The 14,422-nt window shown below is 58.5% G+C and carries 10 protein-coding genes; 5 read left to right on the top strand and 5 right to left on the bottom strand.

The window, feature by feature from the left end; all coding sequences use genetic code 11:
- Positions 1–5: 5 nt before the first annotated feature.
- Complete coding sequence (locus V6M89_RS22190) at positions 6–2,213, top strand: hypothetical protein (RefSeq protein WP_332855219.1); 2,208 nt, start codon at positions 6–8, stop codon at positions 2,211–2,213.
- 333 nt (positions 2,214–2,546) lie between these two features.
- Here the strand turns inward: V6M89_RS22190 and V6M89_RS22185 are convergent, their stop codons facing one another.
- Together V6M89_RS22185 and V6M89_RS22180 are read right to left on the bottom strand one after the other, a co-directional pair.
- On the bottom strand, positions 2,547–2,888 hold the full coding sequence (locus V6M89_RS22185; RefSeq protein ID WP_332855218.1) for a helix-turn-helix domain-containing protein: 342 nt from the start codon (positions 2,886–2,888) through the stop codon (positions 2,547–2,549).
- A 33-nt stretch (positions 2,889–2,921) separates the two neighbouring features.
- Complete coding sequence (locus tag V6M89_RS22180; protein ID WP_332855217.1) at positions 2,922–3,299, bottom strand: DUF5329 domain-containing protein; 378 nt, start codon at positions 3,297–3,299, stop codon at positions 2,922–2,924.
- A 224-nt stretch (positions 3,300–3,523) separates the two neighbouring features.
- On the opposite strand from V6M89_RS22180, the gene V6M89_RS22175 reads away from it, so the two are divergent.
- The 4 genes from V6M89_RS22175 (at position 3,524) to V6M89_RS22160 (ending at position 8,706) form a co-directional block, all read left to right on the top strand.
- The gene (locus tag V6M89_RS22175; protein ID WP_332855216.1) at positions 3,524–3,769 is read left to right on the top strand and encodes an ArsR/SmtB family transcription factor; all 246 of its coding nucleotides are present in this window, start codon (positions 3,524–3,526) and stop codon (positions 3,767–3,769) included.
- A gap of 58 nt (positions 3,770–3,827) precedes the next feature.
- Positions 3,828–5,258, top strand: a complete 1,431-nt coding sequence (locus V6M89_RS22170; protein WP_332855215.1) for an NAD(P)-binding domain-containing protein — start codon at positions 3,828–3,830, stop codon at positions 5,256–5,258.
- Positions 5,259–5,309: 51 nt separating this feature from the next.
- Positions 5,310–6,152, top strand: coding sequence for a sterol desaturase family protein (locus V6M89_RS22165; protein WP_332855214.1), 843 nt, complete (start codon positions 5,310–5,312; stop codon positions 6,150–6,152).
- Between the two features lie 223 nt (positions 6,153–6,375).
- Positions 6,376–8,706, top strand: coding sequence for a hybrid sensor histidine kinase/response regulator (locus V6M89_RS22160; protein ID WP_332855213.1), 2,331 nt, complete (start codon positions 6,376–6,378; stop codon positions 8,704–8,706).
- On the opposite strand, the gene V6M89_RS22155 is transcribed toward V6M89_RS22160, so the two are convergent.
- The 3 genes from V6M89_RS22155 to V6M89_RS22145 are packed head-to-tail and all read right to left on the bottom strand — an operon-like array spanning position 8,707 to position 14,210.
- The gene (locus V6M89_RS22155; protein WP_332855212.1) at positions 8,707–11,286 is read right to left on the bottom strand and encodes an EAL domain-containing protein; all 2,580 of its coding nucleotides are present in this window, start codon (positions 11,284–11,286) and stop codon (positions 8,707–8,709) included. It lies immediately after the preceding gene.
- A complete protein-coding gene (locus tag V6M89_RS22150) occupies positions 11,283–11,696 on the bottom strand; it encodes a response regulator (protein WP_332855211.1) in 414 nt (137 codons plus the stop codon). Before V6M89_RS22150 ends, V6M89_RS22155 begins: the two co-directional genes overlap by 4 nt.
- A gap of 12 nt (positions 11,697–11,708) precedes the next feature.
- The gene (locus tag V6M89_RS22145) at positions 11,709–14,210 is read right to left on the bottom strand and encodes a response regulator (RefSeq protein WP_332855210.1); all 2,502 of its coding nucleotides are present in this window, start codon (positions 14,208–14,210) and stop codon (positions 11,709–11,711) included.
- Between the last annotated feature and the right edge of the window lie 212 nt (positions 14,211–14,422).

The following is a 14,422-nucleotide window of genomic DNA, read 5'->3' as shown; positions in this document are numbered from 1 at the left end:
GAATTATGGATCGCGCTAAAATATTAGAGGAATTAGGGCCATTTTGTGATATCGGTGACACTCCAAAAATAACTGAAAAAGATGGAAAGTTTACATTGCGGATGAATCGAGATGGTCGTCCGCTTAAAGTAATAATTGATGGCGGCAGTCAGAAAGTTCAGACTACTTGGGGGGTGACGACCCCTCGGAGCCACTCATCCATAGCTGCAATGTTAAGTTCGGAAATATTTAGTAATCTGAAACGGTGGTCAGAAACGCAGTATGACTTACTAAAAAGCATTTCTGTTACAGCTAAAAAATTGATTCCGATTAACGGAAAAACCCATGATAATCGGCACATTTCCAATGTGGAAGAAACCAGTGCCCTGTTGAATTATCTTCCGAGAAACCAGAATAGCACCGAAATTTTGTTGATCGATGGTGCGGCAGGCATAGGAAAGACAAATTTAATTGAACAGCTGGCCTTGTTACGTTCAGAAAATTACAAGACTTCTTTAGCGCCATTAATATTGCATGTTAAGAGTCGCGGCCGCGTCCTGTCGAATATTCAAGATTTAATGGCTTTTAGTTTGCAAACTATTCGATCTAATATCACGTACGATCAATTACCTATACTTGTTCGGTATGGGTTGGTTATAGTCGCAATTGATGGATTTGATGAGCTTGGTGACCCTAATGGTTATGAGCTCGCCTGGACTCAATTGGGTGAGCTGATAAATTTTGTGCGTGGTAATGGAACCATTATTCTGTCTGGACGAGACACATTTATGGGCCGTGAGCGTCTAATGAATGATGTCAAGGAGATAAAGAAGGACATTGATGTTGTTACTGGACTTACTCTCGATTCCCCTAATCCAGATCAAGCGCGAACTTATTTGCGAACCTGTCAATGGAGTGATAGCGATTTTTCTTTACCTGCCGTCTCAGTGCTGCTAGAAGAAGGATCGTTTGCCATGCGCCCAGTCTTTCTTCGGTTGCTTGGCGATGTTATAAAGCCAAAACAATTACGTGAGAAGACCGAAAATTACCTAACTTCGATGCTCGTCACTCATATGGTTGAACGTGAGGCGAAGCTTTTTGGTAAGGCGGTCGATGCAGTTATAAGTCCAGATAAAATGGAGAAATTCTTGATGGCTTTTGTTCGGGAAGCCGCTCGCGACATGGCAGATTCGCAGACGGAGTCATTGGATGAAAGTACTTTTAGCTGGATTGCTGAGGCTGCCTTAGAGGAAGGATATCCACAAGAAGTTATCGGATTAATTAAAAATAGAGCTAATGTTGTGGGCTTCTTGATTCCAGATGAACGGGCAAGATATCGGAAATTTATAAATTCTCAGCTAATGAATTTTTTCCTAGCTCAAACTACTATTGATTTAGTACTAAAACTTGAGTTGCCGAAGTATTTGCGCAGAAATCTTCTTGGGTCTGAATATTTGTCAATATTTATTGATGTTATTGCAGAGGAGGGTGCCTCCCCTGAGTCCAGAATGAGTAAGTTTATTGAAAATGCTGTTTGGTTAGCGCAAAATCATTCCTATGTTGATCGAGGGATAAGAAACTTGGGAGCGCTTCTATTTGCATCCCTTCCTTATTTTTCGATGGCGGAAGATGCGGTATTGGAAGATTTTGAAATTGATGAGGCATTAATTCGTGGCACTGCAAGTGCCGTATCAATTAAAGATGTAATGATTAGCCAGCTTGACTCGCGAGGCGGCGACCTCGGGTTGCTTAAATTTACTAACGTAAGTATTGTAAATTTAATAGCCAATAATTCGTCGCGTTTTCCAGAGTCGTTTCCAAATCCGAAATTCATTACCGAAGGAGATGGTAAGCAAATCTCTGATCCAAAAGAGATTGAAGAATGGCTTAATGCACGAGGCCGTAACCATAGTGAAACTTTGAGCCAAGGCCTTGCTTCTGTTGCTGTTAGTCGGCATCCAGTATATAAATTATTAGGAAGGGCTTGCCGAATTCGGCAGTATTGGTTACGTGCGGAAGATGATATTTATGGTGAGCGTGTATTAAAAGATAAAGACTGGCCTCTATTAAGAAACATTTTGGTGAAGAATGATTTGTTAAGAGAGGAAGTGCGCCAGGCGTCTGGGCGGCCTTCTGCTTTCTATCATATTCGGATGCGTGATAGGATTCTGGCTGAAAATCATAATGATGTTGAGATTGCAAAATTCTTTAGCGATTTGTCAGCCAGTATCTAAGCTCTTGATTATTCATGCCTGAAGAATCTAAGATAGATCATTGTTCAGGTGTGCGAACTTGTTTTTGAATAATCTATTGATCTCTAGCGTAGGAAAGTTGCTGGTGGTGCAACTGGCCGGAATCGAACTCAAGAACCAATAGGTTTTGTTGGTACCTATGTTGGTACTTTTTGGCAAATTTGTACCAACATTTCATAGGTAATTCGATTCCGGCAAGCGCACCAGAACTCAGCAGTAAAAAGTATTAAGAAGTCTAAAAACCCGCTCTCCTCATAGGAAAAGCGGGTTTTTTGTTTTCTAGGGGGAATTCGACGTGAGGTACATACATGAACGTCATGCAATGACGACCCGCGTTTGTCCTGGTGCGCTTTCGCCATTCTTCCTCACCACGATGTCGACATTGCAGCCCAGTCGGTTCAGGCACTCGATCATCTTGGCCTGGCTGATGTCTCGGAATTTTCCGCATAGCATATCGGAGAGTTTGGGTTGTGGCATGTCGAGTAGCTCTACTGCGCGTTGCTGTGTCAAGCCTCGACTCTCGAGGACAAGTGTGATCTCATGCGCGAGCCCGGCCTTCACCAGCATTTCGCCGGCATCCGGGTGGGCGAGATCGGCGTAGGGATTGTCGCTGCCTGCTTCGATGGCAATGCTGTCGGTGATTTCAGGCGTTTTCATGTTTAGTGATCACTTTCCAAGTCAGTGATCAGCTTATTTCACGGACGCCTGTTTCGCGCGGATAGTTTGCAGTTCGCCCTTAAGCCATGCGCTGCTAGGCACTGCCTGCGCCGTGCCGCACTTCACCAGGTAATCTTTGCCGGACATGCTGCTGGTGCTGGCCGCCAGGGCAATGAACTGCTCGGTTCCCGCTACCTTCTTCTTGTCGATCAGGTAGTCCAGCTTGCTTGCCAGATGCGCCTTGGCTTCGGTCGAGCTATACCAGCTGCCATTGCGGTTGAACTGGCAACCCGAACTGCCCAACCGGTTCAGCAGCGCATCGATCTCCGCGCGCGATGCGGCCGGCAATTCGGCGGCCATACTGGATGTCATCGCCAACACCAACAGAGGAACGGTAAAACGTAATTTCATATCTGCTCCGGAGCTTCACAAGATCCTCAATGGTACGCCGATTGATTGCATCCTGGCGCCAACTGGAAATGGATGCAGGCGCTCGGCGATCTAACATTCTTGACAGCGGGATGATATCGGCGTTATTCTTCGTTCGTCGATTAACGAATAAGAGTGCAATGACAAGCTGTTGCGATGTGGCGCTCCCGGGCGCGGTACCGGAATTGGATGCCAACGAGATTGCCATGCTGTGCAAGGCGCTCGCGCACCCGGCCCGCGTCCAGCTGCTGCGCTACCTGGCTGCTTACGGCGCCTGCTACTTCGGCAGCCTGGCCGACGTGCTGCCTCTGGCGCCGTCTACCATCTCGCAGCACGTCAGCATCCTCAAGCATGCCGGACTGATCCTGGGCTCTTCGGATGAGCAGCGCGTGTGCTACTGCGTCAATCCCGAACGGATAGCGCAGCTGAAGCAATTGATCGGCGCTTTGTAGTTGATTTTTTTTGCCTGATTATTCGTCATTCGACGAATAACAAATAAAGGAGAAGAGCATGCATAGCAAACATTCCCATCTGCCCATCGCCGTGCTGGGAGCCGGCCCAGTCGGTCTGGCCGCCGCCGCCCATCTGCTGCAACGTGGCTTCACACCGATCGTCTTCGAAAGCGGCGATCAAGTCGGCGCCAATCTGGCCAGCTATCGCCATGTACGGCTGTTTTCGGCTTGGCAGTTCAACATTGACAAGGCGGCGCGCGCGCTGCTGCTGGAGCACGGCTGGACCGCGCCGCCTGATGAGGAGTTGCCCACTGCCGGTGCTTTGGTGGACGCCTATTTGAAGCCGCTGGCGGCGTTGCCTATCCTGGCGCCGCACATCAAGCTGGAACACCGGGTGGTGCAAATCAGCCGCGCCGGCGTCGACAAGGTCAAGACGCGCGACCGGGAGAGCGCGCCGTTCCTGATCCGCGCCGCCTGCATCGACGGTAGCCGCGAATATCTGGCCCGCGCCGTGATCGACGCCACCGGCACCTGGTCGCAGCCGAATCCGTTGGGCGCCAGCGGCCTTCCCGCATTGGGCGAGGCAGAGGCGTCCGCCCGGATCGCCTATGGCATGCCGGACGTGCTCGGAGGCGAGCGTGACGTCTACGCGGGCAAACGCGTGCTGGTGGTTGGTGCCGGTCATTCCGCCGCCGGCACGCTGCTCGCATTGGCCCAACTGGCGGTCGAGGTGCCGGGCACGCGCCTGGTGTGGGCGATGCGCGGCAATCAGCTGGCCAAGGTGTTCGGAGGCGGTGAAGCCGACGGCTTGCCGGCACGCGGCCAACTGGGCATGCGATTCAAGGCGTTGAAGGAGTCAGGCCAGTTGGAGCTACACACCAACTTCCGCATTCAGGCGCTGCAGGCGGGCCTGCACGGCGTTGATGTCGTCGGCGCAGGAGGCGATGGCAGCCGCGTCGTGATCGAGGCGCTGGACCGGATCGTGGCCGGCACAGGTGCTCGACCGGATCTGGCGCTGACGCGCGAACTGCGCGTGCGCCATAATCCATGGCTCGAAAGCACGGATGCGCTGGCCCCGCTGATCGATCCGAACGAACATAGCTGCGGCACGGTGCGTCCGCATGGTCATCGCGAACTGGCGCATCCCGAGCCCGGTTACTACGCCGTCGGCGCCAAGAGCTACGGCCGCGCGCCGAACTTCCTGATGATGACCGGCTATGAACAGGTGCGTTCGGTGGTGGCGGCGTTGGCCGGCGACCTGGCGGCGGCCGACGAAGTGCGGCTGGAGCTTCCGGAAACAGGCGTGTGCAACACCCGGTTCTCCGAGGCTGCTCCCGTCACCGGCGCATGCTGCGGTGGCCCTGCGCCGGTGGGCAGCACCAGCTGCTGCGCACTCGACGTGGCCGAGAAGGCGAAAGGCGCCTCCGGCTGCGCCACGTCGGCGGCATGCCGCCCTAATGTGCCTGCAGCTTCCGGCTGCTGCGCCTGACCACGGGGGGAGGCCACTATGCGATTCATCATTTCCCTTGCGCTGTTGCCAGTGTCGTTGCTCGCCAGCTGCCTGACCTTCTGGCACGCACGAGAAACTGGCGGCGACCTGGAGCTGGCCGTCATCGTCCCGGCCGTCCTGATACTGCTGGCCGGCATGGCGTGTGAACGGCTGCTGCCTTACCGTGACGACTGGAATGTCGCCCGGAACGATACGCGTACCGACGCCACCAGCGCCGCCGTGCTGTTCGGCGTGATAGACCCCCTGATGAAGTGGCTGGTGCCGGTCCTGCTGGCGACGGAGCTGGCCCCGGCGGCGGCGGGGTGGGTCGCTGCTTTGCCGTTCGCCGTGCAGGTGTTGGCGGCGACGTTGCTGGCCGAACTCACCAGCTACTGGGCGCATCGCCTGCACCACGCGCTGCCCGGCTTGTGGTGGCTGCATGCGCTACACCACGGCAGCGAGCGCCTGTACACGCTGAACAATTTCCGGATCCACCCGCTGAACTATGCGATCAACTACCTGTTCGGCATCGGGCCGCTGTTGCTGCTCGGCGTGCCTGCGGACGTGATCCTGGCCTACCTCGCGCTGACCTATCCGGTGCTGATGCTACAGCACGCCAATCTGCCGTTGCGCAACGGCTGGCTGAACCACGTGTTCAGCACCAACGAGGTCCACCGCTGGCACCATGCCGACACGCCAGGTGAAGGCGATCGCAATTTCGGCCGCGCGCTGGTGCTGTGGGACAAAGTTTTCGGGACATTCCGCCATGTGCCAGGCCATAACGATCCGCGCGGCGTCGGGCTGTACCCGGGCGACCGTTACCCGGCCCGCGCGCCGTTCCGCGCGCAGGTGCTGTCGATGTTCCTGCCCGGCTGCTGCCGCGCGGCGGCTTGAGGGGAATGTGATGGCTGTCGGCTCGCTGGCATGGGGAATCGGCCTGCTGTGGCTGGACTCGTTGCCTTGCCTCGTATCGCGATAGTGCGCCAAGGAAATCTTCGACCTTGTCCGCAACAGCTATCGTATCGTGCGCCGCTGTTTCATGACTTAAAAGCGATATGATAGTTATCCGCTGCGTAACTGTTCAGTTTGCGCCACCACGTGAAGATCATTGTCCACCATGAAAAAAACCGAGACGAGTTCCGTTACCCCGGAAGAGCTAGAGATTCTTCGCCGTACAAAGTTCATGGTTGAAAAGGTGGCTGACTACGCCATCTACATGCTCAACGTCGATGGCACCATCGCCACCTGGAACGCTGGCGCCCGCCGTTTCAAGGGTTATCTCGATCACGAGATTATTGGACAGCATTTCTCGCGCTTCTACAGCGAGCAGGACCGGAGTTCAGGCGTTCCGGCGCGTGCCCTGCAGACCGCCCGCGATCACGGCAGCTTCGAAGACGAAGGCTGGCGTGTGCGGAAAGACGGCACCAAGTTCTGGGCGTCGGTCGTCATCGACGCCCTGCGCGATGACGATGGCGAACTGGTGGGCTTTGCCAAGATCACCCGCGATATCGATGAGAAGCGGGCGGCGAGACTAGCCTTGCAGGAAAGCGAAAACCGTTTCCGCCTGCTGGTCCAAGGCGTGACCGACTATGCGATCTTCATGCTCTCGCCAGACGGCGTCATCACCAACTGGAACTCCGGGGCGGAGCGCATCAAAGGCTATGGCGCCGATGAAGTGATTGGCACGCATTTTTCGCGCTTCTATTCGCCTGAAGACCAGGTACGCAACGAGCCCAAGCGCGCGCTGAACACCGCCGCACAATGCGGCCGTTTCGAAGCAGAAGGCTGGCGCGTTCGCAAGGACGGGACGAAGTTCCGCGCACACGTCATCATCGATGCCATCCGCGACGATCAAGGACAGTTGATCGGTTTCGCCAAGGTCACCCGCGATATTACCCAGCGCATCGAAATGGAAAGCATGCAGGCGGCGCTGCAGCATTCACAACGGTTGGAAGCGGTCGGCAAGCTCACGGGCGGCGTGGCGCATGATTTCAACAATATCCTGCAAGTTGTCGGCAGCAATCTGGAATTGTTGATGATCGACGTAGCCGGGCGGCCGCTCGCCCAGCGCCACGTGGAGGCTGCCTTGCAGGCGGTGAAACGTGGTGCCAAGCTTTCCTCGCAGTTGCTTGCCTTCGCCCGCCGCCAGCCGCTGCAGCCGATTGTGCTCAATGTTGGCCGTACGCTGTCCGATAGCGAGGAGCTGATGCAACGCACCTTGGGCGAGGCGACCGCCGTCGAAACGATGATTGCCGATGACCTTTGGAATACGGTCTTGGATCCGCACCAGCTGGAAAATGTGTTATTGAATCTGGCGATCAATGCCCGCGATGCGATGCCCGAAGGCGGCAAGCTGACCATCGAAGCCAGCAATGTCGTACTGGACAAGGCCTATGTCGCGGCGATGCCGGACATTCCTGCCGGCCAGTACGTTGTCATCAGCATCAGCGATACCGGCTGCGGCATGGCGGCGGACGTGATGGAGCGGGCCGTTGAACCCTTCTTCACCACCAAGGCGGAAGGGCGAGGTACCGGACTTGGCCTAAGCATGGTCTTCGGTTTCATCAAGCAAAGCGGTGGCCACTTCCGCCTGTACAGCGAGGTCGGGCATGGCACCACGGTCCGCATGTATTTCGCCCGGTCTCACGCGTCGGACGCTACGGTGCCGGAGCCTGTCAGTAAGGAAGTGCAAGGTGGCAGCGAGACCATCCTGGTGGTGGAAGATGATCCGGCGGTGCAAAGCGTCGTGGTCGATGTCCTGCGCAGTTTTGGCTATCAAGTGTTGAAAGCCGACAATCCGGATACCGCGCTGGCAGTGCTGCGCGCCGGTGTGCGCTGCGATCTGCTGTTCACCGACGTCGTGATGCCGGGCACGATCAAGAGCACCGAACTGGTGCAGCGGGCCAAGGCGCTGCTGCCCGACCTGCAAGTCCTGTTCACCTCCGGTTATACACAGAACGCCATCATTCATGGCGGCCGGCTGGATCCGGGTGTTCATCTGCTGTCCAAGCCTTATCGACGCGAGCAGTTGGCGCACAAGGTTCGCCAACTACTGGGCGAGGCAAATCCGGCCGCGCTGGCGCCTGCAGCACAGACGCCACTTGTTCCCAAGCGCGTCCTGCTCATCGAAGACGATGCGGATGCCTTGCAGGTGACTGTCGACAGCCTTGAAATGTTGGGCTGCGACGTCTGCGCCATCGCCAGCGCGGAAGCGGCCATGCCCTTGCTGGAGACTCGCACATTCGATGTTTTATTGACGGACATACACCTGCCCGGCATGGATGGATTGGCGCTCGCTCACCGGCTGCGCCGGCAGCAACCTGATTTGAGGCTGGTGTTCGCTTCCGGTGACAGCCGGGTTGGAGGAGAGGTGCGCCAACTGGGCGGAAGTTTTCTCTGCAAGCCGTTCACCCTGGCTGCGTTGCGGACGGCGCTCCAATTGCCGTAGTCAGCTGCCGCAGGAATGGAGCACGTTTCCCTGCTTTCTGTCGTCGTTGACGGCTTCGAGCGGCAAGTCGTGCAGCAGGCGGTAGTGCCGAAATGCTTCGCGTATATTGTCGCGCAAGAGAAGGTTTTCCCATGGTTTGGTGTAGAAGCGGTAGATTGCCCCCCGGTTGATCGCTTCCATGATGGATTCGAGGTCGGTATATCCCGACAACACAATCCGCAAAGTGTTCGGGTACAGGTCCTTCACCCGGTCCAGGAAGGTCGTTCCGTTCATGGTTGGCATGCGCTGGTCACACAAAATAACTTCCACCTCATGCAGCGCCAATAATTCAAAACCCTCGGCGGCCGACTGCGCGGCGAGGATGTTGTAGCCATCCGGGCGCAGCAGGCGCTGCAGCGAAGCGATGACCGACGCCTCGTCGTCGACCAGCAACAGCGTCTGGCGCCGCACCGGCGCCGCGCTGCTCGACGCCGGCAGGCATTTCTTGTCGCTCAGGACGGTGTCCGCATCACTCGGGAAAAGTGGACGGCTGAAATAATAGCCCTGGATCTGATCGCAGTGGTGGCGCCGCAGGAACGACAGTTGCGCTGCCGTTTCCACGCCCTCGGCAATCACTTCCAGCTTCAGGCTGTGGGCCATGCTGATAATCGCCAGCACAATGGCCGCATCATCGGGATTGCTGGTTACTTCGCGAATGAAGGCGATGTCGATCTTCAGCTTGTCGATCGGGAAGCGGCGTAGATAGGCCAGGCTCGAATAGCCGGTGCCAAAGTCGTCGATGGAAATCTGAATGCCCAGCTCTTTCAGGTTTTGCAGGGTGGCGATGGTGCGGGCGGTGTTCGTCATCAAGGAACTTTCCGTCAGTTCCAGCTCCAGCAGATCGGGCGCGATATCGTTGTCGCGCAGCGCCTTGATGATGTCCGCATCCAGGTCGCCTTCGACGAACTGGCGGCCGGAGACGTTGACCGACACCTGCACCGGGCCGATTGTCGAGCGCATCCACAGGGCGATCTGGCGGCATGCGGCCTCGATCACCCAGGTGCCTACGCGCACAATCAGGCCGGTCTCCTCCAGCACCGGAATGAACTCACTCGGCGGCACCGGTCCGTGCCCGGGACGCTGCCAGCGCAGCAAGGCCTCAACCCCGGAGATCCGTCCGGTGTCGAGCCGCACCTTGGGCTGGTAGGCCAGCACAAACTCCTCATTCTCGACCGCCTGGCGTAGCGCGATTTCCATGTCGAGCCGCGCCAACGCCTCGACATTCATCTGCGCGGTGAAGAAGCGATAGGTGTCGCGGCCGGATTGCTTGGCCCGATACATTGCCGTGTCCGCGTACTTGATCAGCGTGGCGGGATTGTCGGCGTCGTCCGGATAGACCGTGATGCCTATGCTGGCCGTGATGGTGACCATGTGTCCTTCCAGCGCGATCGGCGTGCGCAGCACATCGCGGATCTTGTTGGCGACGTGAATGGCGCCTTGCTGGCCATCCTGCATGATCAGGATGACGGCAAACTCGTCGCCGCCCATGCGGCCGACGATGTCGCGCGCGCGCACGCACTCGAGCAGCAGCGTGCTGACGTGGCCCAGCAGTTGATCGCCGGCGGCGTGGCCCAGCGTGTCGTTGACGTTCTTGAAATAGTCGAGATCGATGAACAGCACGCCGACTTGCCAGGCGTTCTGTGCGGCCTGGGCCACCGTGCGCGCCAGCGTTTCATAGAACAGTGTGCGGTTGGGCAAGCCGGTGAGCGCGTCGTAGTGCGCCATGTGGTGCAGGCGCTGCTGCACCTCCTTGCGCTCGGTGATATCGCGCAACACGCCAACGATGATCCAGTCGTCGTTGAAGTGTTGCGCCTGCCGGTGCACCTCCACCTGGAGCTCGGAGCCGTCCTTGCGCTTCAACGTGAGTTCGGAATACGTGTTCGCGCCGCGGCCGGCGATGATGGCGTCGTACAGCGCCTCGAGCTGTTCCCGGGTGCCGCCGATCTGCACGGGACCCAGCTGCATCAGTTCCTCGCGCGTGTAGCCGAACATGGTGCAGGCGGTCGCGTTGACCTCGACAAAGCGCATGGTGCTGCGGCTGACCAGCATGATCGCATCGGCGGTCGCATCCATGGCGCTGCGAAAGCGCTGCAGGTCGGCCGTACGGGCTTGCACCTGCTGTTCCAGCATCCAGCTGTGGCCGGCGAGGAAGTCGCTGAAGGCTTTCAGGCGCAGCAGATTGCGCACGCGCAGCCACAACTCGGCCCGGTCCACCGGTTTGGTCAGGAATTCTTCCGCGCCCGCCGTCAAGCCGGCCAGGCGGGCCGTGCGGTCGATTTGCGCGGTCACCATGATGATCGGAATGGTCGCTGTCGCCGGGTTGGCCTTGAGTTGCCGGGCGACTTCGTAGCCGTCCATGCCGGGCATCATGACGTCGAGCAGTATCAGGTCCGGGGCGTGGCGCGCGACTGCCGCCAGCGCCTCGTCGCCGCTGGCGGCGCTTTCGGTCTGGTAGCCTTCGGGATGCAACAATGCTTCGAGCAGCTTGCGGTTCTGCAGCTCGTCGTCGACGATAAGGATGTTGGCAGCCTGGGTACTCATGGCGGTGTTCCAAACGGGTTGGATTGGCCGGCCGCGGTATTTTTCGCGGCGAGCAGGAGGGCGTCGATCGTTGCGTACAATTCCTGGTAACGCAGCGGCTTGGCGATGTAGGCGTCGCAGCCGGCGAGCTGGCTTTTTTCGCGGTCCGCCTTCATCGCCATGGCCGTCAGCGCAATGACGGGCACGGCGGCGGTGGCCGGGTCTTGCTTGAGCAGCGCGGTGGCCGCCAGGCCGTCCATGCCGGGCAACTGGATATCCATCAGGATCAGGTCCGGCATGGCGGTACGCGCCTGCATCAGGCCGTTCTCGGCGTCGACCGCGCACAAGACGGTATGGCCAGCCTTCTGCAACAAGAGCAGGGCCAGTTTCATGTTTGCTGCGTTGTCTTCAATCATCAATATGGTGGCCATCCTCTTCTCCGCCTACGTCGCCAACAGCGCGCGCCTGACTTCCGCCATGAAGCGGATCTGGTTGAAACCCGATTTTTCGATGATGTGGATGACGTGGTCCGGATTTTTGTTGAGCGCCGCGCGGTCTTGCTGGGTTACCATTTTCGCGGTCACCACCAGAATCGGGATATGCGCGGTTTCCTCATTGCGCTGCAGCGCCTCCACCACCTCGAAGCCGTTCACTTCCGGCATCATCAAGTCGAGCAGGATCAGGTTAGGCCGCAAGCGGCTTGCCAGCTCGAGCGCTTCGGCCCCGCCGTAGGCCCGCACCACCGAGTAGGCCGGGTTGGGCAGGAAGGCGGCGATCACTTCGACCGCCTTGGGGTCGTCATCGACCACCAGTACGGTATGTGTGTGTTCCGGCACCGGCTCCAGGCCCAGGCCGCCGAGGGCGCCTTTGAGCTGTTGCCGGCTGACGGGCTTTTGCAGCACGGCCGCAGCGCCGCCCGCCAGCGCCAGATTGCTGTCGACCTTGCTGGAAATGACCACCACCGGCACCCGCGCCAGCGTGCCGTTTTCGCGTATGCGCTGGAGGAATTCCCAGCCATCTATCCCAGGCAACAAGAGGTTGAGGGTGATCAGGCTGAGCGAATACTGGGGGGCGAGTACCAGCGCCTCCTCGGCGCTGGCCGCGATCAGCACGGTAAACCCTTCGGCTTCGAGCAACAGGCGTATCAGGTCCGCGGCCCGCTCGTCGTCCTCGATGATCAGGGCCATGCGTTCGCGCGGCTCGACGGCCGGCCCGGCGCCGGAGTGCAGGGCGCCGACGACATTGAGGTCCAGGCGTATCGGCAGCCAGGCAGCAAAACGCGCGCCTTCGCCTTCGGCGCTGGCGACGGCGACGGTGCCGCCGTGCAGTTCGGTCAACTCCTTGACCATGGCGAGGCCGAGGCCGGTGCCCTGGAATTTTCGCGCCAGGCTGCTGTCGATCTGGCTGAAGGCCTGGAACAGCTTGGCCATATTGCGCTGCGAAATGCCGATGCCGCTGTCGGTGACGCAAATTTCGAGAAAGTCCTTGAATTCATTGTCGGGCCGGGGAAAGCCGTGCACCGGCCACTGTCCGGCCAGCACGCCAACCTGCTGGCCGCCGACCAGGCGCGCGCTCAGCGTCACGCGCGCGCCCTCGGCGCTGAATTTTACGGCGTTCGACAGCAGGTTGTAGACGATCTGCTTGGTCTTGCGCACGTCGAGATGCGGCGTGCCCAGCTCGCCTTCGATCTCGAGCGCGAGGCTGATGCGCTGGGCGGCGGCCTTTTCCTTGACGATCGACAGGCTGTTCGACAATAGACCGGCGACGTCGACGGCGTCGAGGTCGAGCGCCATCATGCCGGCCTCCACCTTGGACAGGTCCAGGATGTCATTGATCAGCGACAGCAGGTGCTGGCCGCTGGAAAAAATGTCGCCGATGTATTCGTGCTGGTTGTCGCTCATCGCGCCGACCAGGCCATCCTTGAGCGCCTCGGAAAAGCCGATGATGGCGTTGAGCGGCGTGCGCAGCTCGTGCGACATGGTGGCCAGGAACTCCGACTTCATCCGGCTCGCGTGTTCGAGTTCGACATTCTTTTCGTGCAGGGCGCGTTCGAAGCGCTTGCGCTCGGTCACGTCGCGCGCGGCGGCAAACACGCCCTGCAATTTGCGGTCGCGGTCATGGAAGGTCGCGGCGTTGTAGGACACCACGGTCTCGTCGCCGTTCAGCGCGCGCACCGTCAGCTCATAGTCGTTGACCCGGCTCTCCTTGAGCACGCGCTGGATGGCGGCGTCGGCCTGGACCGGGTTGGTGAAGAAGTTCTTGCTGGGCGCGCCGATCAGTTCGTCGCGCGTGCGCCCCGTGAGTGCGACCATCTGCTGGTTCACGTCCGAGATGATGCCTTGCGGATCGGTCATCATGAGGGCGTCGATATTCGATTCGATCAGCGAGCGGGTGTAGAACTGCTGGTCGCGCAGGCGCTGGTCCAGCAGCGCCTGTTCGGCCTCGACCTGCTTGCGCGCCGTATTATCGGTGCCGATCAACAGGTAGCCGAGGATGGTGCCGTTGGCGTCGCGCAAGCCGGTGACGGAGACCACGGCGGGAAGGCGGCTGCCATCCTTGCGCACGTAGGTCAGCTCATAGATGTCTTCGATGCCGCGCGCCGCCTTGAATACCAGCGCTTCGAAGCCGGGGCTGATCGGCGTGCCGTATTCCCGGCTCAGGCTGCCGGCGCGCGCGATCAGTTCGGCGGGGTCGGAAATGTCGGCCGGCGTGACCCTGTCTATGATGTCTTCCGCCGCGTAGCCAAGCATGCGCTCGGCGCCTCGATTGAAGATCTGGATTACGCCCTTTTCATCGGTGGCGATGCTGGAGAAGTACACATTGTTGATGATAGCGTCCTGCAAGGCGCTGGTCTTGATCAGTGCATTCTTGCGGGCCGACTCCACATGGACGTCGCTACCATCCGGCCCCGCACCCGGGCCGTCATGGAGGGTATTTGCAGGCATAAGCATCCTCTTGATCGATCACACAACGGAGGCCTCCCAGCACACGGCAAGGCCTGATAGGACGACAAATGTAATGTGCAAATTCCTGCGTTTCTTGAAGATAGTGACGGACCCATTATGGGCGCAATTTCCAAACCGAATTCTCATCAATACTCACAGAAGCAGCGATGACGCTTAAATACAACGGCTGGTAAAATACAGCATCAACTCCA

The organism is Duganella sp. S19_KUP01_CR8 (assembly GCF_036688705.1).
In the GTDB taxonomy this organism is placed as follows: domain Bacteria; phylum Pseudomonadota; class Gammaproteobacteria; order Burkholderiales; family Burkholderiaceae_D; genus Rugamonas.
The sequence above is the reverse complement of the archived record's forward strand: the minus strand, read 5'-3'. Positions and strand labels throughout refer to the sequence as shown.